Source organism: Tenacibaculum sp. SG-28 (assembly GCF_002954385.1).
Lineage (GTDB): Bacteria > Bacteroidota > Bacteroidia > Flavobacteriales > Flavobacteriaceae > Polaribacter.
In genome coordinates this window covers 1-23,826 of sequence record NZ_MQVY01000005.1, presented here as the reverse complement: position 1 = coordinate 23,826, position 23,826 = coordinate 1, and the positions used below count along the sequence as shown (strand labels likewise).

Below are 23,826 nucleotides of genomic sequence, written 5' to 3'. Positions count from 1 at the left end.
TGTTGCGTTATTGTTTGAATATATTATTGTTATATGGTCAAAATAAAAAGAGAAGTGGTCACACTTCTCTTTTTAAATTTTATCTCATGCCGCGCATCATTTGCATCATTTTTCTTCCGCCACCACCTTGCATCATCTTCATCATCTTACTCATTTGATTAAATTGTTTCATCAATTGGTTGATGTCTTGTACCGAAGTACCGGAACCTTTTGCGATTCTTTTCTTTCTACTCGCATTTATAATATTTGGAGAACTTCGCTCTGCCGGCGTCATCGAATGAATTATAGCTTCGATACCTTTAAAGGCATCATCATCGATATCTACATCTTTCAATGCTTTCCCTGCCCCGGGAATCATACCAACAAGATCTTTCATGCTTCCCATTTTTTTAATCTGTTGGATTTGGCTCAAGAAATCGTCAAAGCCAAATTGATTTTTCGCAATTTTTTTCTGCAGTTCTCTTGCAGCTTTTTCGTCGTATTGTTCTTGCGCTCTTTCTACTAAAGACACGACATCTCCCATTCCTAAGATTCGGTCTGCCATTCTATCTGGATAGAATACATCTACAGCATCCATCTTTTCTCCGGTACCAATAAATTTTATTGGCTTATCCACAACAGACTTTATAGATAAAGCAGCACCACCTCTCGTATCTCCATCAAGTTTTGTTAAAACAACACCGTCAAAGTTTAAGACATCGTTGAAGGCTTTAGCGGTATTAACAGCATCTTGCCCAGTCATAGAATCTACTACAAATAGTGTTTCCTGTGGGTTAACTGCTTTGTGAATGTTAGAAATTTCAGTCATCATCTCTTCATCCACTGCTAAACGACCTGCGGTATCTATGATAACCACATTTTTGCTATTGGCTTTTGCATGTTGTATGGCATTGGTGGAAATTTCTACTGGGTTTTGATTGCCAACTTCCGCATATACTTCTACACCAATTTGTTCTCCAACAACTTGTAATTGGTTTATCGCTGCAGGACGATACACGTCACATCCTACAAGTAAAACTTGTTTTGATTTTTTAGTTTTTAGATAATTCGCTAATTTTCCAGAAAAGGTAGTTTTACCAGATCCTTGCAAACCAGACATTAAAATTACCGTTGGGGAACCACCTAAGTTGATACCAACAGAATCACCACCCATTAATTCGGTTAGCTCATCTTTTACTAATTTAACCATTAATTGGCCCGGATTTAACGTTGTTAAAACGTCTTGACCAATGGCTTTCTCCTTTACTCTTTTAGTAAAATCTTTGGCAATTTTAAAGTTAACATCTGCGTCTAACAGTGCTCTTCGAACCTCTTTAAGTGTCTCTGCGACATTAACTTCGGTTATCTTACCATGACCTTTTAGCGTATGTAACGCTTTATCTAACTTTTCGCTTAAATTATTAAACATGTGTCGGCTTCATTTTAGGAAGCACAAATATAGGAATTTTGATGGGATTTTTTTGGTTTCAATTCCTCTTTATGGAATAGAATGCACAAAATCAATCTATTTTTTTACCTCGAAAAATGCCATTTATTTGTTCTTTATCTGTATACCGAAGCCATACCTCATAAGCATATAAATTTTGCAGCGGTAAAAAGATCTTAAAAAATTAATTGAGATGTGAATTCTCTAAAAACTATTAGGTCACAACAACCAGTTTACCAGAATAGGTACTCGAAGGTTTTTTACATTGAGTTATTCTAATACACTCGAAGAATTCGAGTTGTCTTTTGCAATAGTAACAGATAAACCTTTACCTAGTTCTCGTAATTTTTTTATTAATAGAGGTTCGCTAACTAATCAGATGGTTTTTTCATAGACAACACAGTTTTTTAATGTTGGATATTCCAACAGTAAAGGATGCTCAAATTCTTTTACTTTTTGCATTCCTATTTTCTGCATAACAGCTATAGAGTTCTTATTGGTAATTGGTGCAACAGCCAAAATTTTTTTTAAGTTTATTTGGTTAAAACCATATTGTAAACAAGCTTTTGCGCCTTCTGTTGCATATCCCTTACCCCAAAATTTCGGGTGTAATCGCCAGCCGATATCTACAGAGGGATTAAAGTCTATTGGGTAGGTTTGTTTCGATAGACCAATAAAACCAATAAATTCCTTGGTTTGGATAACTTCTACAGCAAAGTAACAAAATTTATTTTGTTCCAATTGCTTTTGCATGCTATGTAGAAATTTTTTGCAATCCTCTTCATGGAGAATCCTAGGGAAGTATTTCATTACCAACGGATTCGAATTCAGTGTTACTAGATTCTGTAAATCTTCCTTTTTCCAACTTCGAAATAGCAAACGATCGGAAGTAAATAGAACTTCTCTCATAAATCAAAATTACAATTTTGATGTCTAATATTTAAATAACATGTTAATTTTTTGGAACGAATTCCAAAGCTACACCATTGATACAATGACGCATTCCCGTGGTTTCCCGCGGGCCATCATTAAAGGCATGTCCTAAATGTCCACCACAAGAATTACACTTTAATTCGGTTCGTGCATACCCTATTTTATAATCGACATCTTTTTCAACATTTCCTGCGATTTCCCTATCGAAAGAAGGCCATCCTGAACCAGAGTCATATTTGTGCTCCGATCGGTATAAGGGTGTTTTACACGCTGCACAAACATAAGTTCCTGCCAATTTTAAATTGTTGAATGGACTAGTAAATGCCCTTTCGGTTCCTGCCTCTCTAAGCACATAGTATGCCTCATTACTTAGTATTTTTTTCCATTCGCTATGCGACTTTTCGATTTTATATTTTTTCTTTTGCGAGTGGGTGGTTATACTAGTCACAAGCAAAAGAATACTAATTGAGATTATTTTTTTCATGTAATGCTTTTTATAAAATCCATGATTCTAAGGGTTACTTTTTATCACGAAGAATTTTTGTGTGTCCCAATTCTTTGGTGATAAAAGCTCTCCTTTCTTCAGATTTTGACGTATCCCAAGAGCAGAACTTACAGAAACATCACCGTCATAACTATCGTGAATCACTAGTGTAGGAATCGGAATATGTTTTGCTACTTCACAAGAAGAATGAGTATCGATATCCTTTTGCCATTGGTTATCGAATCTAGCTTTAATTTTAGTGCCAATTGTATCTTTTAGTCCTAAACTTCTCGTAAAATTAGTGATTACATCAGAAATTTTGTTAGGAGTGCCTATGGTAACCAATCCTTTGGTTTTTAGTCCTTCGTTTATTGCATTTAATAGGCATAAGCCTCCAAAAGAATGTCCTATGACAATTTCGAAAGGGCCAAATTCTTGTTCTATAGTTTGAATAGTGGTAACAAATTCAGGTAATGATGTTTTTTTTCCGCTCGAATTACCATGGGCAGGACCATCAAAAGAAACCATCATAAAACCGTTTTCCAAAAGTTTATCTGCAGTCATGAATAGCTGTGTACTCCGTCCTGCCCATCCATGAACAAATAATACCTTTCGTTTGGAATAGCCATAGGTTAATACCTCAATCTCTTTGGAAATGGAAGCAATAGTTATTTTTTTCTGTTGTGCACTTTTGTACAACAATTGCTCTCTTTTTGGTGCAGGAAATCTTACCGGAGTCATGAATAGATGCGCTCCAAATTTAGTCACTAGTTTTGGAGAAATACTTTGTAATACTTTAGAGAAAATAACAAGTAGCTTGGGAATTTCTATACTTTTTTTATTTTTTCGTTTGTTTACAAATTCCATAAAAAGTTTTTGCCTATAAAGATATACTTTACACTGCTACGGGCATAAAAAATTTATACAATATTTCTGTGATGTAAAAGTATACTATCGCAATCTATGTAAAATAAATACTGGGTAGTTATTATTTATAGTATATTGCAAATCATTCAAAAATTAGAACCTTTTTTGCTTTTATATGTATAGAATTGGTAGTAAAAAATTAATACATGGTTGGGCCTTTTACGATTGGGCGAATTCGGTGTATTCATTAGTCATTAGCACAGCAATTTTTCCGCTGTATTACAGTGCAATTACAGAGGGTAAAACCGTAAATTTCCTTGGTTTTTCTTGGGAGCATCCAGATAGCTTGTACAGTTATGCACTATCTTTTTCTTTTTTGGTTGTTGCTTTTATTTCTCCAATTTTATCCGGTATTGCAGATTATACAGGGAGTAAAAAAAAAGTTTATGAAGTTTTTCTGCTGGATGGGCTCTCTTTCCGTAATGAGTCTTTATTTTTTTACAGACGTTGATTCGGTTTGGATTGGAATTTTATTTACAATTCTGGCAAGTATTGGTTTTTGGGCAAGTTTGGTTTTTTACAATGCGTATTTACCAGAGGTAGCAAAACCAGAACAACAAGATCGTGCATCAGCCATCGGTTTTATCTACGGGTATGTAGGTTCAGTAATTTTATTAATTATTAACCTACTTCTCATTCAAATGCCAGATCTTTTTGGGATATCTACAGGTATGGCCTCTAGAGTATCCTTTGTAATGGTTGGTTTGTGGTGGTTGGGCTTTGCCCAGATTACATTTTATCGTTTGCCGGATGATATTTATAATAAAAACCCCGAGAAGGATTATATATGGAAAGGTTTTAAAGAATTAAAAATAGTACTTAAAGAATTAAAAAATTACCCAGTGTTGAAGCGTTTTTTATTGTCTTTCTTTTTATTGAGTATTGGAGTTCAGACTATTATTCTCATGGCTGCTATTTTTGGTTCTTCGGAATTAGGGTTGCCTGAGATAAATTTGATTGTTACTATCCTTGTAGTGCAATTGGTAGCTATTGTAGGGGCTTCATTATTTTCGAGGGTGTCTGAAAAATATGGGAATATTCTCGCTTTGAAAATTACCTTAGGAATTTGGACACTCGTTTGTTTCTGTGCCTTTTTATTAGACAAAAATCAAGAATATGTTGGGGTATATTTTTATGGGTTAGGAGGAATGCTTGGTCTTGTGCAAGGAGCCATTCAATCCTTAACGCGTTCTACTTATTCCAAATTATTGCCAGATACCGAAGACCATGCTACGTATTTTAGTTTTTACGATGTTACCGAAAAAATAGCTATCGTACTTGGTACTTTTGTGTATGGACTTCTATATGCCATAACTAACTCAATGCAATGGAGTGTATTGTGTTTGGCTATTTTCTTTTTAGCGTCCTTTATTATTTTGAGTACGCTAAAGAAAACAAAACACGTGCGGTAAACGATAACTATATGCTTAAGCTAATAATTCCATTAGTTTTAGACAGAGTAATATGCAAGCGATCATACTAAAAGTTACCCAACCTTTTGTGTTGTGTGCGTTTGGTATTCGCTCTTTCGAAAGGATTATTCTCGTTTAATATCTTAATTGCAAAATACTATTCTTATTTTTTGAAATTAATTTGTTTTTGCGTATAATTGAAATGTACTATTTTTTTTAGGTTTTTTTGTCGTCACATTTTTATAGAATTTAAAGTGGATTATTCAATTTCTATGAACAATTAAATAGTATTTTTAATTGTGATATTTATTCCCTTAGATTTCTTTACATACAACATTAAGATCCGATGCTATCTGCGGCTTTTTTACTAAAGTATTTTTACAATATTTTAGGTTCAATATGGTTAATTGTTTCAAGAGAAAAGTATTTAGCAAGCGGGGGGATGCTATTATAGGGTTTGATTCTTGTTAACCACCTTCTTGTAGTCATTTATAAGTGAGGAATTTGCCCTATATATAGCTTTTATCTCGACGATGAATCATTTTTGAAACAACTCTTTATTGCTACCTACAGAATCCCCTTTTTCTATTGGCATTGAATTATGCAGCATAATTTTTTTATCTTTATTACTCTATAAATTATCGATACTTTAGTTGGTGTCACCGAAATTAGTGCGCGTATTGGCAAGCTAATTTATATTTTTCTGAAGATTTTAATCTTCTTAAAATGAATCTATTTCGAGAAACTTTACAACATAAATTTTGTTTCCGGTTTTTTTTATAATGTGTGCTTTTTTGCAGGTAAATACTTGCCTTTATGCTATTGAATTAGAGTCGATATTACTTAAAGTGACACCAAATCCACCAACTAACTCTAACACCAGTGTTATCGTAGATCAAATTAGTGTTAATTCGCATAGCACAAGTACCTATAGTTATTCTCCTTCCTGGGGAACTTTAGATGTGCTTCACGTTACCAACAATGGAACAGGGCAAGTAGATTTTATGGTCATGTCTGCGGTACACATTAAAAAGATTATTGTAATAAATAATTCTTCAGGTACCGTAAAGTTTCGTGCGGGAGGAAATTTCCCATATCCCGATGTTAGCTATTGTAATTTAGTAGATTCAAGCAATGCAGCGGTTTTTGAATCTACCGTTTCGCAAACCACAACCAATTGCTCCGTAAATTCTCAATGTTACCCCAGTAATTCTACTTTGGCAGATGTAAATGTTTCTGCTGCTTCTCAGCTTATTTGGTACGATGCCGCTTCTGGAGGAAACGAATTGGCAAGCACAACCATTATTGAAGATGGCGTGATCTATTATGCAGCAAACAGAGAAACAGATAGTCAAAACCAAACTACAGAGAGTAGTAGAATCGCTGTTCCAATTTGTTTAACCACTGATAGTAGTAGCGGTACCCCATTCAATTGTGACTACAATGCATATTTGTTTCAAGCAGATGATATCTATGCAGTTGATTTAGCTGCTGGAAATGCGGTTCTGGTTGCAGAAAATTTTATTGGTACTAATGTGAATGCTGCAGCCTACAATCCCAAGGATGGTTATATTTGGGCTTCCGTAACAAGTCCGTCCAAAACCATCATTCGCATTGGTAAAGATTATGCAACGGATTCTTTTACCATAAGTCAGTTAGGAACGGCCAATAGGTATATAGGCGCAATTAATTCTGATGGCGTTTATTTTTCCAAAGGAAGCGGAGATACATTTTATAAAATTGATTTAGACCCGGGTTCTAACTCCTATACACAGTTTTTAGCATCCCAAAACTTATCCCAATCGATCAACATACACGATTGGGCCTTCAATGCAGTAGACAATCAGTTGTATACGGTCGAAAAAGGAACCAACATATTGTATCGAATCAATCCGCAAACCGCCGTGGTTGAGAGTTTGGGAGAAGTTCCTGCCTTATCCGGTTTAAACTACACCTATGGTGCTGTATATTTTGACGTAGAAGGTCGCTTTTATGTTTCTTCTAATCAATCCGGAACTATTTATGTGATTCAAAATGTTCAAAACCTAACCGGATCTAATGCGATAGCTTCAAATTTCTTTGCATTTGGACCATCTAGTAATTTGAATGATGGTGCCAGGTGCCCTACAGCTCCCGTACCACAGGAGAATTGCACCAATGGTATAGATGATGACAGTGATGGATTAGTAGATTGCGACGATCCGGTCTGTTCTGGGGTGTCGTCTTGTCCTGAAATGGATGAACCTACAAGCGGAGGAGATGATGGAGGGGTAGAGAGTAATAATCGACTATCGGAGGTGATAAACCGAAGAAATTACCAGCGTATACGAACCAATCACAAGTTTGATTTCAAAAAGATGCCAAAGCGATTAAAATCTATGTCTTATGGTCGTTCAAAAACTTCCTACAGTTTGTCTGATTTTATTCCGATTGCTGCATTAGGTGAAGATTATTCCGTAGAATCGTCTCCTTCGGATTTGATAGGAATTACCAATGCTACTGCTGTATACGCTGTAGATTATATTCGAGAAAATAAAACAGTAGCATCTATTCTGTCGTTAGAAACAGATTCTGGTGTATACGAGCACACTAAATATATTTGTGATAGGCTTCTCGGTGCAGAAATCTTATCGGTTGCTACCATAGAAATTCAAGGGCAAAATTTTATAAGAACGATACTCAAAAACGCCGAAGGTAATTTAGAATTTGCCATAGGTTTTTCTGTTCGTAATAATGAAGATACTACTGCTATGGTGGTAGAGAGTCATTGGAATTTAGATAAATACCAAAGCGATAAAGGATTTTATAACTTTCAAATCTGGACAAACTCTATCGATGATTTAATTCTCTTATCGGAGGAAGTTCTTCGTTTGATAGCAGTTCAAAAACCGATAGCTGCATACGTACTTTCTTCACCACCACCAATATATGTAAAAAAAGGATTTTACGAAAAGGGTGCATTGCAGCTCCAGATTGTCAATACCAATAGTTCCGATAACGTAATATTAGAAGGAGGAAAACGGCTTACTGAGACGAGTTCTGTATCTAATATTTCTCAGGCACTATCACTGAATAACTATATAAATAAGGTAACAGTAGAAACTGGAAGCTTGTTTGATTTTGGTTTTCGCATAGGGGATGGAGTGCAAACCCCTGACGATCTATTTCTTTCCGACGGACCATGGGGTTATGATGACGCAGCAATTTCCACTAGTGTTTCTAGTTTTTCGGTTTCGCAAAATACCAGCCTTTTTCCAAGCGATGTTTTAGGAATCGAAAGAAACGTCACACTCACCGCAAATACTGCTGAATACATTTCATTGTACAGAGCGTTATCACCGAGATACCAACCTTACGATCTTTCCGGCTACAATAGTATTCGTTTTGACGCCAAAGGTTCTGGAAACCTAGAACTACGATTGATTAAAAAAAATATAGATACTTGGGAAAATCAATTTGTAACTCAGGTTAAACTTACCGAAGATATGCAAACTTACACCATTCCTTTTTCGGATTTTAATTCTAGTTTTTACAATGATTTACAAGTAGAGGATATCATAACAGTCGTATTTACAATGACCTCTGAAAGAGGAGAACTAACCGATAAAATACTAACACTTGAGCAATTACAGTTTTTAAATCTCTCTAGTTTGGGAACCAATAATTTATCTTTAAAAAAGAATGGATTACTTCTATTTCCAAATCCTATGGTTTCGGAAAGTAATCTAGTATTTAATTTACCAAATCCTCAGGATAACATACAATTAAAAGTATTTGACCAATTGGGTAAATTGGTACAAGAATATTCCCATGACGGAATGGAAGGTGAGAATACGATACGCTTGCAGAAAGAGCAATTAATCCCAGGTATCTATTTTGGAAAGCTAAGCAAAGAAAATGGGGAAGTTTTAGGGTTTGTTAAAATATTAGTACAATAAAAAAATAGAGCAGCATTCGTGTTTTTTTTATTTTTTCGCTTTTTCTACAAGCTCCAATTTTTCAATCGCAGCTTTCGTTGTAAAAAAGCCATAATTGATAAACACATTCTTCTTTTCAATCTTTTCTATAGTTCCAACGGCATTACCATCTAACAAACGTACTCTGTCGTTAATTTTAAAGACATACGCTGCTCTATGTTTTGCTATTTTGGCTTGCTCTATTTCCTTTTCTTCTCGAACTTTAATAACTTTTTGTAAAACTTCTTCTTCTACTTTTTTGATTGCTTCTTTTTGTTTTTTTGTAGCAATTTCATGTTGTTTTTTTTCTGTTTTACTTTTCTTTTTAGGAGGATTCTTTTTGATAAATTTCGTTTTTTCCGAAGCAGCCCATTTAAAGAAATTAGCAGATAATTCTTTTTTATTGTTCGTTTGAAAATATTTATTTAAGAATTCATTTACAGATCTTCCAAGACTTAACATTCTCTGGTTATTGTCATAAAGATCCTGAAAGCCCTCAAGCTTTTCTCGAATCTTCTGTTCTTTATATTGGAGGTTTTCGATGTGTTCTTGTCCTTTAGATTTTTGCTTTTCCAAAGAATCTGATTTTTTTTGCAGTCTATTTCGTTCTTTTTGCAGCTTGGAAATTGTTTTATCCAAGCGAACCTTTTCCGTTTCAATTCTTTTTTTAGCTCGGTTAATAAGACTAAATGGAATACCATTTTTTTGTGCTACTTCAAAGGTGAAAGAACTTCCAGCCTGACCTATAAAAAGTTTGTACAAGGGCTCTAAGGTTCTTTCGTCAAACTGCATATTTGCATTGGTAACATTATCTAATTCATTAGCTAGTACTTTAAGATTTGCATAATGCGTTGTGATAATTCCAAATGCTTTTTTGTCGTAGAACTCTTCTAAAAATATTTCTGCTAAAGCTCCTCCCAATTCAGGGTCGGAACCAGTTCCAAACTCATCGATTAAAAAAAGCGTTGTATCATTACACTTTCGTAAAAAGTACCGCATGTTTTTTAAGCGATAGCTATAGGTACTCAATTGATTTTCAATAGATTGATTGTCTCCAATATCGGTTAAAATAGTAGAGAATAAGGTGGTTTCACTTCGTTCATGAACGGGAAGTAACAATCCACTTTGCAGCATTGCTTGCAACAAACCTATAGTTTTTAAAGTGATACTTTTCCCACCTGCGTTTGGTCCTGATATAACTATAATTTGTTGATTTTCATTAAGTTCTATGGTTTGTGGTACTGTATGTATTTTCTGTTCTTTATTTTTTCGCCATAAAATGGGATGGTAGGCATTCTTAAAATACACTTTTTTTACACTACTTATTTTAGGAAGTACTGCATTAATTTCCAAAGCATATTTCGCTTTTGCAGCGACAACATCTATATGGGTGAGGAAGGAAACATATTTTTCTAGTAATGGTACAAAAGGTCTAATCTCCGCAGATAAACTCCTTAAAATTCTTACGATTTCTTGTTTCTCTTCATATAAAAGGTTTTGAAGTTCTCTACTGTAGGTCAGGGTAGTTTGTGGGGCGATATAAACAATGCTTCCTGATTTTGAGCTACCCAATAAACTTCCTTGTACTTTTCTTCGGTGCATTGCAAGTACTGCTAATACTCTTTGATTATCAACAATAGTTTCTTTAATATCATCCAAATAACCATTTGCTACACTATTGCTTAACGCCTTAGAAAAACTTTCTGAGATTTTTCCGCGAATTTTATGAATGTCTTTTCGGATTTGTTTTAAGGCAGCAGAGGCATTATTGGCTACCTCTCCGTAAGGAGTAATAATTTTAACAATAGCATCTGCAACATAGCTAGTATATTCAATTTCGGTACTTAAAGTATTTAAATTAGGATAGTACTTCTTAAATTTTTTTAAAAACTTCTGTAATTCGTTAACGGTTTCTGTGGTGCTTGCTAATTTTAAAAAAGCATCTGTTTCTAAAAAACTATTTTCAATAGCAAGACGCTTTATGTGTTCTGAAACATTGTCAAATCCGTGGTTTGGAATCCTATTTTCATTTTCGAAAGAATTCAAGTATTCATCTACCAAATGCAATTCAAAAAAAGAGTATTCTTTTTTGGAATAGGGCGAATTGCAAGAACCGCTTCTTTACCTAATCCGGAAATACAAAATTCACTCACTTGTTCTAAAACAATAGTAAACTCTAAATCTTGTAATGTTTTATCCGCTATTACCGTTTTCAATGTTTATTTTTGATTAAAATTAACGTATTACTGTGCTAAAAAGTACTCTTTTTAACAGTTTACAAAAATAAGAAACAATGGAACTAAATTTATCGGATAGTTGGAAAAATGTGTTGTCAGAGGAGTTGCAAAAGCCTTATTTTAATACCCTTTTAACATTTGTAGAGCAAGAATACAAAAGTGCGACTTGTTATCCTGAAATTTCTTCTATTTTTAGAGCTTTTAATCTGTGTAGTTTTGCTGCAGTAAAGGTTGTCATAATAGGGCAAGATCCCTACCATGGCCATGGTCAGGCAAATGGACTCTGTTTTTCTGTTCCTAACGACGTAAAGCATCCCCCGTCATTGCGTAATATTTTTAAAGAATTAGAACAAGACCTAAAAAAAACTATCCCAGATTCTGGAGATTTATCCTATTGGAGTGCACAAGGTGTTCTTATGCTAAATGCTACATTAACAGTGAGAGAGGGACAGGCTGGTAGTCACCAGCAGCAGGGATGGGAGCAATTTACAGATGCAGTGATTTCTATAATTTCAGAGCAAAAACAAAACGTTGTATTCTTATTATGGGGTGGTTTTGCAAAAAAGAAGGCAGCTAAAATTGATGCACAAAAGCATTATTTGTTATATGCAGGACACCCATCCCCATTAAGTGCAAATAGAGGGTATTGGTTCGGAAATTCTCACTTTTCAAAAACAAATGCTTTATTACTCAAAAATAAGATTTCAATTATACAATGGTAGCTAGTATACTTCGGTTATAAAACGGTAACGTTATTGCATCTAAGATATCTTCTGTATTATCGGGATAGTGTACCCCTATACTTTTTTTCGACTTAATCCAGTTTGAAATTTCATGGTATTGTTTTGTGTTGAATTTTTTCAGAACGGTAACCCCCATTTCTTTTAAACTTATAGCATTGCACTGCTGCTCATACTGATTTTTCATTGGGATAACTAGTAATTTTTTTCTTAAAAACAAGGCCTCTGCCGGGGTCTCAAAACCGGCACCACACAAGACACCACTCGCAGAGGTAATGCTTTTGATGAAATCTTGTCCGTGAATAGGTTGTATAGTGATGTTGTTTATGAATTGGTAGTTTTGACTATGTTTCGAAAATACTTCCCATTTTACATGCTGAAATAAAGATAGGACTTTACATATTTTTTTATCACTGTAGGAGGGAAGGTAAACGGTATAATGTCCTTTGTTAGTCACACTTTTATGCCGTAATTCTTTACGTATAATAGGTGTAAATATGGCAGACGAATAGGCTTTGAAGTGAAAGCCAAATTTTACATTTGCCGGAGCATAGTATTGTAAAATCAGCCGTTCAAAGCTATACCTAGCATACCTTGGAGCATTTTCGTCTAACACTGCATTTTGGTGGCTTAGAGAAATAATAGGAATGTTCCTTAATTTTGCTGCCCATGCGGTTATAGGTTCAAAGTCATTGATAATCAAATCGTATTCGTTTAGATTTAGAGACTGGATTTCACGTAGTAGTCTTTTTAAATTTATTTTTTTATAGTTTTCCATACATCCACCCCTCCTTTTTTGCCGAAAATAAAGCTCAAACCATACTTTTTATACTTTACCTCAAATGGAAAGGATAGATCACATTGGTACCCACTTATTAGAACATCTACTGCTGCTTTTCGTTGCAAATACGGTAAGATTTCGATTGCTCTACTTGTATGCCCGTTTCCTGTTCCTTGAATTGCATATAGTATTTTCATCATAATTTATTTTAGTGGTTTCTTTAAATTAAACTCTAGAAGTAGTTCTTCAAAAAGTTCACTGGTATTTTTTGTAGAAGTACCCTGGTCAGCTTTTCTATCCGAATTACTTTTCGCTATTTTTTTTACGACAGGATCTTTTTCATATTCGTAGAGTGTCCATGTTTTATTGTGGTATTCAAGGGCGGTAAGATTTTCAATCCAATCTCCAGAATTTAAGTATTGGGTGCTTCCAGATGTATTTTTTAAGGTTTTAATTTCTGGTTGATGTATATGACCACAAACTACATAATCATAGCCTTCCTCTATAGCAATATCTGCAGCGGTATTTTCAAAATTATCGATGTATTTAACAGCACTTTTTACACTGTTTTTTATTTTCTTAGAAAAAGATAAACGCCCTTTTCCTAGTCGTTCACTAATCCAGTTAAATGCCGTATTAAGTATAATTAGAGCGTCATAGCCTATTCCTCCAAGTTTTGCAATCCATTTAGAGTGCTGCATGGTAATATCAAAGACATCTCCATGAAAGAACCATCCTTTTTTACCATCAATATCTAAGATGACTTTATTTACAATTTCAAAATTACCAAGGTTTAAGCCTTTAAATTTGCGGAGACTCTCATCGTGATTCCCGGTTATATAGAATACCTTTGTACCTTGGGTTATAAATAACATTATTTGTTGAATTACTCTCCAGTGCGGTTTTGGGAAATATCTCTTATTGAACTGCCAAATGTCAATAATATCTCCATTCAGAATAAGGATTTCCGGATTAATGGTTTTTAGGTAGTTGTGCAGTTCAATAGCTCTGCAGCCGAAGGTTCCCAAATGAATGTCTGAAACAACTGCAATAGCAATATTTCTCTTTGTTAATTTTTCCATTAGTTGCGATAGGTCTTTTAATTTTTAAGTAAAAGTTTTTACTAAATTTAAATTACCAATGTTACCATAGTGGAAATACAATATAAAGTCATGCTATCCAAAACTTTATATTTATGTAATGGAGAAGTTAGCTAAACGTAAAAACTCGGTCTTTACCGAGTTTTTACGTTTATAGCTATGTAATTTATTTGTTGTAAAGCACCCAACTGCCACTTTCTATAAGTGGGATTGCCTGCTTGTATTTAAGTTCTTTTTCTTCACCAGAAACTATATTTTTTATAGTAACACGCTCATTTCGTCCAATTTTTGGTTGGTCTCTTACAACGGTTTCTACAACCTGCTGCTCTTGCGTTTGGTGTTGGCGTGAATTTTGTATTGCCTGCTGGCTAGAATTTTGAACTTCCTCTTTTTGCAGACTAACCTTTTCTCGTTTTTGTTCTTTCGCTTCTGAGATTTGTGATTCGTCTTGACTTGGAAGTTTTCCTTTGAATAAGAAGGATAGTACCTCTTTATTAATTTTGTCGATTGCTTGTTGAAATAGTTCAAAAGCTTCAAATTTATATACCAATAAAGGATCTTTCTGTTCGTAAGAAGCATTGTGAACGGTTTGTTTTAATTCATCCATTTTACGGAGATGATCTTTCCAGTTTTCATCAATAATAGCCAAAGTGATGTTCTTTTCAAAATCATTCACCAAAGATTTTCCCTCCGATTCGTATGCCTCTTTTAAATTGGTTACGACTTGCAGTGTTTTACTGCCATCGGTAAATGGGACTACTATTCTTTCGTAGCGATCTCCTTCATGTTCAAAAACATTTTTTATCACTGGAAATGCTTGGCTTGCATTTCTTTCGGTATCGTTTTTGTAATTTTCTGTTACAATTTTGTATAACTTGTCCGTAAGTTCTTCCTCTGCTAAACTTAAAAATTCTTCCTCTGAAAATGGAGAGGTCATAGAAGAAAAACGAATAAGCTCAAATTCAAAGTTTTGGAAATTCTTCGTTGGTTTATTTTCTTTTACGATAGAATCGCAGGTATCGTAAATCATATTTGCGATATCTATTTGTAAACGCTTACCATCTAAAGCATGTCTTCTTCTTTTGTATACAAACTCTCTTTGTGCGTTCATCACATCGTCGTATTCTAATAGTCTTTTACGTATACCAAAGTTATTTTCTTCTACTTTTTTCTGTGCGCGCTCGATAGATTTAGAAATCATGGAATGTTGGATAACTTCCCCTTCTTTTAAGCCCATTCTATCCATCATTTTCGCAATGCGTTCCGATCCAAATAAACGCATCAAATTGTCATCTAGTGCAACATAAAATTGTGAAGAACCAACATCTCCCTGACGACCAGCACGACCTCGTAACTGCCTATCTACTCTTCGAGAATCATGACGTTCTGTACCTATTATTGCAAGTCCTCCGGCAGCTTTTACTTCCTCAGAAAGTTTAATGTCTGTTCCACGTCCTGCCATGTTTGTTGCGATGGTTACCTGACCTGGTTTTCCTGCCTCGGCAACAACATCTGCCTCTCTTTTGTGGAGTTTTGCATTCAAAATATTATGCTCAATTTTACGCATGTTTAGCGTTCGCCCTAATAATTCAGAGATTTCTACAGAAGTCGTACCAACCAACACAGGTCTACCTTGTTTTACCAATTGCACGATATCTTCAATAACAGCATTGTATTTTTCTCGTGTTGTTTTATACACTAGATCTTGTTTATCGTCTCTTGCTATTGGTTTGTTCGTTGGAATTTCAACTACATCTAGTTTGTAAATTTCCCAGAATTCTCCAGCTTCTGTAATTGCTGTTCCCGTCATTCCACTTAACTTGCGGTACATTCTAAAATAGTTTTGTAGTGTTACCGTTGCAAAAGTTTGTGTGGCGTCTTCAATTTTTACGTTTTCTTTTGCTTCAATGGCTTGGTGCAGTCCGTCTGAATAACGACGACCGTCCATAATACGACCTGTCTGTTCGTCTACAATCATTACTTTATTTTCCATAACCACGTATTCTACATCTTTTTCAAAGACCGTGTAGGCTTTTAACAATTGGTTCATGGTATGAATGCGTTCACTTTTTACGCTGAAGTCTCGATATAAATCTTCTTTTAGGTTTGCTTTTTCCTCTGCAGTCCCCTCGCTAGCATCAATCTCACCTACCTTTACACTGATATCCGGAAGCACAAAAAACGTATCGTTTTTAGTAACCTCCGAAAGGTGGTGTATTCCCTTATCAGTTAAATCAATCTGATTGTTTTTTTCTTCAATAGTAAACCATAATTCCGCATCTACTTCCGGCATTAATTTGTTGTTGTCTTGCATGTAGAAATTTTCTGTCTTTTGCAAAACTTGTTTAACACCTTCCTGCGATAAAAATTTAATTAATGCTTTGTTTTTTGGTAACCCTCTGGCTACCCGAAGTAATAAAAAACCTCCGTCTTTTGTGTTTCCTTCTTTGATTAGTTTTTTTGCTTCCGCTAAAACTCCAACTAAATATTTGTTCTGTAGCGATACGATGTCTGCTACTAATGGTTTTAATTCGTTAAATTCGTGTCTGTCTCCCTGTGGTACTGCTCCCGAGATTATTAATGGTGTTCTAGCATCGTCAATTAGCACAGAATCTACCTCATCAATAATGGCATAATTAGGAGCTCTTTGCACTAAATCTTTTTTGGAATTGGCCATATTATCACGCAAATAGTCAAATCCAAATTCATTGTTGGTTCCATAGGTGATATCCGCCAGATACGCTTTTCTTCGTTGTTCGGAGTTTGGTTGGTGGAAATCAATACAATCTGTACTTAATCCATGAAATTCGAATATCGGAGCCATCCATGCTCTATCTCTCTTAGCCAAGTAGTCGTTAACGGTAACGACATGTACTCCGTTTCCAGTAAGTGCATTAAGATACACAGGCAGGTAGATACTAGGGTTTTTCCTTCTCCCGTCATCATTTCAGCAATTTTACCCTGGTGTAATACAGAACCACCAATTAATTGCACATCGTAATGGATCATATCCCATACCACAGCTTTTCCTGCAGCGTCCCAAGAGTTTGCCCAAAATGCTTTGTCGTCTTTTAGGGTGATATGCTCTTTACTTCCCGATAATTCCCGGTCAAATGCAGAAGCAGTTACTTCAATTGTCTCGCTATTGGTAAAACGTTTTGCAGTTTCTTTTATTACGCCAAAAGCCTCTGGCATTATTGCTTCCAAAACTTTTTCTGAAGCTTCGTAGGAAGCATCTTTTAACGAATCAATCTCATTGTAGATTTCTTCTTGTCTGTCGATATCTGCCGTAACAACCTCTTCCTCTAAAAGGGTGATTTTTTCTTGGAACGGCCTTGTGGCGTCAGCAATTTTTGCTTTAAATTCGATAGTTTTTTCTCTAAGTGCATCGTTAGATAAATTACTTAAAGTATTTTCAAATGATTTTACTTTATCTACTATGGGTTGTAGAGATTTTAAGTCTTTTTGTTGTTTGTCTCCAACAAACATTTTAATAATCGAATTTAAGATACTCATTGTGATAATATTTTATTACGCTGATTACATATTGATAATCAGTGTGTTTCGTGTGATATATGATAGCGCTTAAAAGTAAGCAAAAAAAAAGTCTCTATGCAGAGACTTTTTCACAGTTATTTTTTTAATATTCGTCTTCATTCCAAAGGTAATCTTCCTCTGTAGGATAGTCTGGCCAGATTTCAATTATAGAATCATATGCCTCTCCTTCGTCTTCAATGTCTTGTAAGTTTTCAACTACTTCCAAAGGCGCTCCAGTACGTATTGCATAGTCAATAAGTTCGTCTTTTGTCGCTGGCCATGGGGCATCTGCTAAGTAGGATGCTAGTTCTAGTGTCCAATACATTTCTTTGTCGTTTTTTTGATTTTTCGCAAAAATAATTTTTTTTTATTAAAAAACAAGTTTTTTTGCAAAAATCTGTTCTGTTTAAAATCTCAGGTTCACAGTTTTTCAGGAATCCATTTAGTTTCTTCTACCTTTAAGTCTAAAGACAATTTTCGTGCCAATACAAAAAGATAGTCAGAAAGTCGGTTTAGGTAGCGTAAAATGGCATGGTTTATTGACTCTTGCTCCTCTAAGGCAACACATAATCGCTCTGCTCTTCTACAAACACACCTTGCGATATGACAATATGACACAGAAGAATGTCCTCCTGGTAGAATAAAATGGGTCATCTGTGGCAGATTTTCATTCATCTTATCAATCATTTCCTCTAGAAAAACTATGGAATCGTCATTTATTTTTGGAATGTTAAGTCTTTCTTTTCCACTTTTAAGTGTTTCTTTCTCGGGCGGTGTAGCAACATCGCACCTAAAGTAAATAGTTCATGTTGGATCCTGAGAAGTTCCTTTTTGCTATTTGCACTAATTTTTTGATCTCTTATAAGGCCAATATGTGAATTGAGTTCATCTACCGTTCCATAGCATTCAATACGTAAATGATGTTTATGTACTCTGGTGCCACCAAACAAAGCTGTCGTTCCTTTGTCTCCTGTTTTTGTATATATTTTCATGTTTTTAATTCAATTGTCTATTCATTATTTTCTCTAAAATAAAATTCGGACATCGGGTAGGTTTTCTGGTTTTTGTATCGATAAAAACCAAAACGGTATTTCCGGTACAAATAATTTGATTGTTTTGATTGTAAATCGTGTGTTCGAATTCAATTTTTACACCGGGGACTTTTTTTAGGGATGTTTTAATTTCTAAAACATCGTCATAATAAGCGGATTTTTTAAAATCACACTGTAAACTTATTACTGGCAGCATAATGCCATTTTCTTCCATCACTTTATAGGTAGTGTCAAACGATCTGAGCCATTCCGTTCGTCCAATTTCAAAAAATTGTGCGTAGTTTCCATGGTAAACAACCCCCATTTGATCGGTTTCCGCATAACGTATTCGGACTTGTGTTTTTTGTTCTAACAAAAGAAAAAATATTTTAGCTAATCTTACGTAAAAAAACTAATAATCAATAGCAATTAGGTTTTTTTATACTGTTTTTTATTCACACTTTTGTTATATCGAATTTACAAGTACAATACCCCCTTAAATTCTTTAGCAATTAACCTAAAAAATTTTTTAACCAATATGACTAAAACAGCTGATTCAGTTTGGGAGGAATGTTTGGCCTTTATAGGAGACAACATAAAACCACAGGCATACAAAACATGGTTTGAGCCCATCACCCCTATAAAGCTTTCAGGAGACGCTTTAACGATTCAGGTTCCTAGTAAGTTTTTTTATGAATGGCTGGAAGAGCACTATATAAAATTGTTGCGTGTTGCTTAGTACGACAATTGGGAAATGAGGCAAAGTTAGTGTACGATGTTAAAATGGAAAACACTTACAGTAGTAATAGTCCACAGACGGTTAAAATACCAAGTTCTAATAGAAATCCTTTAAAACCCCAGAAAGTAACTGTTCCTATAGAGTCTAAAAGAGAACTTAAAAATCCATTTGTTATTCCAGGATTGCAAAAAGTTAAAATAGAGTCGCAGTTGAACCCAAATTATAACTTTGCGAATTTTGTGGAAGGAGACTCCAATAGGTTGGCAAGATCTGCTGGGATGGCGGTGGCAAATAAGCCAGGAGGAACCTCTTTCAATCCATTGTTAATATACGGTGGTGTTGGATTGGGAAAAACGCATTTAACTCATGCTATTGGGGTTGAAATAAAAGACAAATATCCAGACAAAACAGTATTGTATATTTCTTCGGAAAAGTTTACCCAACAATTCATCGATTCTGTAAAATCAAATACTAGAAATGATTTTATTCATTTTTACCAAATGATTGATGTTTTACTAATTGATGACGTACAGTTTTTATCCGGGAAAGCAGGTACACAAGATGTGTTCTTTCATATTTTTAATCATTTGCATCAAAACGGGAAACAGGTCATATTAACTTCAGATAAAGCCCCTGTTGATATGCAAGATATTGAACAGCGTTTACTCTCGAGATTTAAATGGGGCTTGTCTGCGGAATTACAAGCACCAGATTATGAAACTAGAATTTCCATACTACAAAATAAACTTTATCGGGACGGTGTTGAAATGCCAGAAGAGATTGTGGAATACATTGCTAAAAATATAAAATGTAATGTTCGAGAACTAGAGGGAGTTCTTATCTCTATGATTGCTCAAGCTTCCTTTAATAGAAGAGAGTTCACTATTGAATTAGCAAAGCAAATAGTGGATAAGTTTGTGAAGAGCACAAAGAAAGAACTTTCTATTGACTATATTCAAAAGGTAGTTTCCAAGTATTTTGATATGGATGTAGCAACACTGCAATCTAAAACCAGAAAACGTCATATCGTGCAAGCCAGACAATTGGCAATGTACTTTTCCAAACGCATGACAAAATCCTCTTTAGCAAGTATTGGCAGTCAAATTGGAAAAAGAGATCATGCAACTGTATTGCACGCTTGCAAAACCGTTGATAATCTCACTGAAACAGACAAGCAATTTAAAAAATACGTGGAAGACTTGACCAAAAAGTTATCCCTTTAAAATAAAGTACCGAATGACAAAAATACTTATGGTTTGTTTGGGGAATATTTGTAGGTCTCCTTTGGCCGAAGGTATTTTAAAATCGAAACTTAGTAACAAACTTTACCAGATTGATTCTGCAGGAACTGCTGGTTGGCATCAGGGTAAACAACCCGATACAAGATCTATAGCAGTTGCAAAGAAAAATGGAATTGATATATCCGATCAAAGGTCTAGAAAATTTTCTCTATCTGATTTTACCAATTTTGATGTTATTTTTGCAATGGATTCGAATAATTATGACGATTTAATAGCCTTGTCTAGAAACTTAGAGGAGGCGTCAAAAGTAAAAATGATTTTAGACGATGTAGCACTTACCGATAAAAATGTTCCAGATCCCTATTATGGTGGTGAACAAAGGTTTGAATATGTATATTCTTTACTGGATAGTGCATGTAGTATAATAGCTGAAAAATATAGAAATAATGAAAGGTAAATTATATTTAATTCCGACTACTCTAGGAGATACTGAACCGTTAGAAGTCATGCCTATTTCTGTAAAAAAAGTTGTAGAGAACATCGATTTTTTTATAGTAGAAAACGAAAAACAGGCTAGAAGATTTATAAAAAAAATTACTCCTACAAAAGCACAAGGTTCCTTGGTAATAAAGACTTTAGATAAGTATTCAGATAATCTAGAAATACAAAATTACCTAAATAGTTGTTCAGAAGGAATTTCTGTTGGTTTACTCTCTGATGCAGGGGTTCCAGCAATCGCAGATCCTGGTGCAGCAATAGTGGAATTAGCACATCGGAAAGCCATTCAGGTAGTGCCTTTAGTAGGTCCTAGTTCTATTTTATTAGCAATGATGGCATCCGGTATGAATGGCCAAAATTTTGTATTTAATGGGTATTTACCTATTGATAAGATGGAACGAAAGAAGGCTGTCAAAGAACTTGAAAAGATTTCTCGAATAAAAAACCAATCACAAATTTTCATCGAAACACCATACAGAAATGATAAGATGCTAGCGGATTTAATAACTGTTTTAGCTCCACAAACTAGAATTTGTATCGCTTGTGACATAACCCTCCCCACGGAATATATAAGAACCTTAACTGCTAGAGAGTGGAAAAATGAAAAGGTAGACCTGCATAAAAGACCAACGATTTTTATACTGCACGCATGCGTCTAAAGATTATAATTTAAACTTTTGCGTTCCTCTCGGGTTTGATTACCGAGACATCATACCCTCCAAACTTTTTCATGTAATCTCTAATAGAAGTTCCAAATGCATCGTTAAAGGTAAAACTACCTCCAGAGCGTAAAAACTTTTTTACATTCCCTGCGCCACTTAAATGTGCGGCTGCTAAAATACCAGATTCTGTAATAGTAATGCCATGTATTTTTTTACCCACACTTCTTTGAATATCTTTTCGTAAAATCCATTTGTTTACCTTACACAAGGCAAGAAAAGCTTTTTCTTGTAATTCTGGATTGTTTAAAAAAGCAGTAGTATTAAATATGTGGAATCTCTCTAGTGTAGTTCTTCCAAATTGGTATTTTCCTAAATACCCAAGAGAACTCACTACAGTATATCTACCTTGAGATTCTTTAAAACCAAGTGCCTCTTTAAAACCAGTAAAATCTTTTTGTAAAAAAGGAAAGTTGAAGTTGTTACTGTGGTACTCCTTATTGATTGGTTGGGGAATATCCTTTTTATTAACGGATGAATCGTTGGTAAAACTAGTTAGTAATATGAACCCAACAAATACAAATATTAATTTTTTGATAGTGTATTTCTTTCTGTTACGCGATACAAAGGTATAAAATAATATTTAATTACCTAATAATCAGATATTTGAGCTGTTTTTAGATTTGTTAAAATACCTTAAAATCACTTAAATATTTGTTTATATAGTAGTATTTTATGTTCTTTTTTAAAAGAATGTCAACAATTTTAGATTATTGTTGCAGAAAAAATTATCGATTAATTCCTTGGGAATTTATCCATCGGTGGTATTTTGCGGAATTTTTATTGTGTTGGCTTAAAGTTTTGGCAAATTCATGGTACCCTATTTTAGTAACACTGGCACACATATATAAATACTTATGCTTTTTATAATTAAGCACTGCATCAATAGAGGAAATATCGGGCATGCCAATTAAAGTAGGCGGAAGCCCTCGGTGCTGATAGGTATTATAGGGAGATTGTATTTCAAGGTCTTTATTTAACACCCTTTTTACTATAAAATCTTGTCCTTTTTGTTCTTTTACACAATAAATAATAGTAGGATCTGCTTGTAAAGGAATACCTCTTTGCAGTCTGTTGATATACAAGCCTGCTACTATTGGTCGTTCTTCTCTTTTAGCAGTCTCTTTTTGCACGATAGAAGCTAAGGTAATGACCTCCTGTTTATTTAACTGTAATTTTTTTGCTTTTTCAATTCTGTCTTGGTTCCAAAATCGACGGTATTCAAAAAGCATTTTTTTACGAAGCTTTTCTGGAGTTATGGTCCAATATACCTCATAGCTATTCGGGATATACATTCCTAAGGCACTTTTGCTGGTAAAACCATTCGATACTAAAAATGTACTGTCGGTCATTACCTTGAAAATGGCACTAGAATCTGCTTCTATTTGCGTCGCAATTCTCTGTGCTAATTTTTCTAAAGTATCTTGATTGTTAAAAGATAACTTTATGGGAGTTTGATTGCCGCTTCGTAATTTGTTTACTAGATCATTCAAATTCATTCCTTTTTGCAGTGTGTATTTTCCTGCTTTAGGTTTTAAAAATTTCTTTCTTTTAGCGACCCAAACGAAGTCTTTTTTACTTTTTAGATAAGGTTGCAGTATGGCTCCAACCTCTTCTATTGAAGCAGATGAACGTATGTAAATGCTTCCGTTTTGTGCAACTGCTTTTCCAAATACTTTTTGATAATAGGAAAAGCCAATTATCACTGCAATACCAACTAAGGTAAGTATACTTCCAAAAATTATTTTTTTACGCATGTATTAGTTGGAATAAAATTTCGTCTTTAAATATTCCTTTTGAAAATATCCAATCTTTTTTTATACCAATTGGAAGGAAATTCTTTTTTTTAAATAAGGATAAACTTGCAGTATTATCAGCAGATACGTTAGCGTATAATTGATGCAGGTCTAGGTGCTCAAAGCTATAGGGTATTAAAAGGTCTAATGCTTCAGAAGCAAAACCTTTTCCTTGGTATTCTGGTGTAATTAAAATACCGATACCAGCTCTTTTGTGTTTCGGTGAAAAATCAAATAAATCTATCATATGGGCGGGAGTTTTCAGTTTT

General features: G+C 34.6%; 16 protein-coding genes and 5 pseudogenes. 6 read left to right on the top strand and 15 right to left on the bottom strand.

The features are described 5' to 3' along the window. Positions 1-79 precede the first annotated feature (79 nt). The 4 genes from ffh to BSU00_RS11290 all read right to left on the bottom strand — a co-directional run bounded on the left by ffh (position 80) and on the right by BSU00_RS11290 (position 3,710). Positions 80-1,408 (bottom strand): signal recognition particle protein, encoded by a 1,329-nt coding sequence (gene ffh, locus BSU00_RS11305; RefSeq protein WP_105004478.1) that lies wholly within the window; start codon positions 1,406-1,408, stop codon positions 80-82. 393 nt (positions 1,409-1,801) lie between these two features. Then, on the bottom strand, positions 1,802-2,335 hold the full coding sequence (locus BSU00_RS11300) for a GNAT family N-acetyltransferase (RefSeq protein WP_105004477.1): 534 nt from the start codon (positions 2,333-2,335) through the stop codon (positions 1,802-1,804). A 43-nt stretch (positions 2,336-2,378) separates the two neighbouring features. Next, positions 2,379-2,843 carry a peptide-methionine (R)-S-oxide reductase MsrB gene (gene msrB / locus BSU00_RS11295; protein ID WP_105004476.1) on the bottom strand — a complete coding sequence of 155 codons (465 nt, stop codon included), beginning with the start codon at positions 2,841-2,843 and terminating at the stop codon, positions 2,379-2,381. A 27-nt stretch (positions 2,844-2,870) separates the two neighbouring features. Beyond that, complete coding sequence (locus BSU00_RS11290) at positions 2,871-3,710, bottom strand: alpha/beta fold hydrolase (RefSeq protein ID WP_105004475.1); 840 nt, start codon at positions 3,708-3,710, stop codon at positions 2,871-2,873. A gap of 175 nt (positions 3,711-3,885) precedes the next feature. On the opposite strand from BSU00_RS11290, the pseudogene BSU00_RS11285 reads away from it, so the two are divergent. Together BSU00_RS11285 and BSU00_RS11280 are read left to right on the top strand one after the other, a co-directional pair. Beyond that, positions 3,886-5,182: pseudogene (locus BSU00_RS11285) on the top strand (MFS transporter). 794 nt (positions 5,183-5,976) lie between these two features. Then, positions 5,977-9,120 carry a T9SS type A sorting domain-containing protein gene (locus BSU00_RS11280; RefSeq protein ID WP_233188719.1) on the top strand — a complete coding sequence of 1,048 codons (3,144 nt, stop codon included), beginning with the start codon at positions 5,977-5,979 and terminating at the stop codon, positions 9,118-9,120. A gap of 27 nt (positions 9,121-9,147) precedes the next feature. On the opposite strand, the pseudogene BSU00_RS11275 reads toward BSU00_RS11280, so the two are convergent. Beyond that, positions 9,148-11,354: pseudogene (locus BSU00_RS11275) on the bottom strand (DNA mismatch repair protein MutS). A gap of 77 nt (positions 11,355-11,431) precedes the next feature. On the opposite strand from BSU00_RS11275, the gene ung reads away from it, so the two are divergent. Further along, positions 11,432-12,097: a uracil-DNA glycosylase gene (gene ung, locus BSU00_RS11270; RefSeq protein WP_105004474.1), complete on the top strand. Its 666-nt coding sequence runs from the start codon at positions 11,432-11,434 to the stop codon at positions 12,095-12,097. Here the strand turns inward: ung and BSU00_RS11265 are convergent. The 7 genes and pseudogenes from BSU00_RS11265 to BSU00_RS11240 form a co-directional block, all read right to left on the bottom strand. Continuing rightward, complete coding sequence (locus tag BSU00_RS11265) at positions 12,084-12,893, bottom strand: glycosyltransferase family protein (protein WP_369820327.1); 810 nt, start codon at positions 12,891-12,893, stop codon at positions 12,084-12,086. The genes ung and BSU00_RS11265 overlap by 14 nt on opposite strands. Then, positions 12,872-13,096 (bottom strand): glycosyltransferase family protein, encoded by a 225-nt coding sequence (locus BSU00_RS14085; protein ID WP_369820326.1) that lies wholly within the window; start codon positions 13,094-13,096, stop codon positions 12,872-12,874. The genes BSU00_RS11265 and BSU00_RS14085 overlap by 22 nt, the downstream gene beginning before the upstream one ends. Before the next feature lie 3 nt (positions 13,097-13,099). Continuing rightward, positions 13,100-13,978: a UDP-2,3-diacylglucosamine diphosphatase gene (locus BSU00_RS11260; RefSeq protein ID WP_105004473.1), complete on the bottom strand. Its 879-nt coding sequence runs from the start codon at positions 13,976-13,978 to the stop codon at positions 13,100-13,102. Positions 13,979-14,162: 184 nt separating this feature from the next. Continuing rightward, positions 14,163-17,512 (bottom strand): annotated as a pseudogene (secA, locus tag BSU00_RS11255) (preprotein translocase subunit SecA). Between the two features lie 124 nt (positions 17,513-17,636). Then, positions 17,637-17,858, bottom strand: a complete 222-nt coding sequence (locus tag BSU00_RS11250; RefSeq protein ID WP_047789198.1) for a DUF2795 domain-containing protein — start codon at positions 17,856-17,858, stop codon at positions 17,637-17,639. Between the two features lie 95 nt (positions 17,859-17,953). Next, a pseudogene (locus BSU00_RS11245) lies at positions 17,954-18,525 on the bottom strand (cob(I)yrinic acid a,c-diamide adenosyltransferase). Positions 18,526-18,529: 4 nt separating this feature from the next. Next, positions 18,530-18,940 carry a thioesterase family protein gene (locus tag BSU00_RS11240; protein WP_105004472.1) on the bottom strand — a complete coding sequence of 137 codons (411 nt, stop codon included), beginning with the start codon at positions 18,938-18,940 and terminating at the stop codon, positions 18,530-18,532. A 162-nt stretch (positions 18,941-19,102) separates the two neighbouring features. Between BSU00_RS11240 and dnaA the strand changes: the two are divergent. From dnaA to BSU00_RS11225, 3 genes and pseudogenes are all read left to right on the top strand, one after another. Further along, positions 19,103-20,526 (top strand): annotated as a pseudogene (dnaA, locus tag BSU00_RS11235) (chromosomal replication initiator protein DnaA). 13 nt (positions 20,527-20,539) lie between these two features. Next, entirely contained in the window at positions 20,540-21,001 is a 462-nt protein-coding gene (locus BSU00_RS11230) for a low molecular weight protein-tyrosine-phosphatase (protein WP_105004471.1), read from the top strand. Further along, a complete protein-coding gene (locus tag BSU00_RS11225) occupies positions 20,991-21,701 on the top strand; it encodes an SAM-dependent methyltransferase (protein WP_105004470.1) in 711 nt (236 codons plus the stop codon). Before BSU00_RS11230 ends, BSU00_RS11225 begins: the two co-directional genes overlap by 11 nt. A 10-nt stretch (positions 21,702-21,711) precedes the next feature. On the opposite strand, the gene BSU00_RS11220 is transcribed toward BSU00_RS11225, so the two are convergent. The 3 genes from BSU00_RS11220 to BSU00_RS11210 form a co-directional block, all read right to left on the bottom strand. Further along, a complete protein-coding gene (locus tag BSU00_RS11220) occupies positions 21,712-22,299 on the bottom strand; it encodes a peptidoglycan-binding protein LysM (RefSeq protein WP_199176793.1) in 588 nt (195 codons plus the stop codon). Positions 22,300-22,489: 190 nt separating this feature from the next. Continuing rightward, positions 22,490-23,518: an endolytic transglycosylase MltG gene (gene mltG, locus BSU00_RS11215; RefSeq protein WP_105004468.1), complete on the bottom strand. Its 1,029-nt coding sequence runs from the start codon at positions 23,516-23,518 to the stop codon at positions 22,490-22,492. Continuing rightward, positions 23,511-23,826 (bottom strand): GNAT family N-acetyltransferase (locus BSU00_RS11210; protein ID WP_146104850.1); only part of this gene is annotated, 316 nt, incomplete at its 5' end. The genes BSU00_RS11210 and mltG, both read right to left, overlap by 8 nt.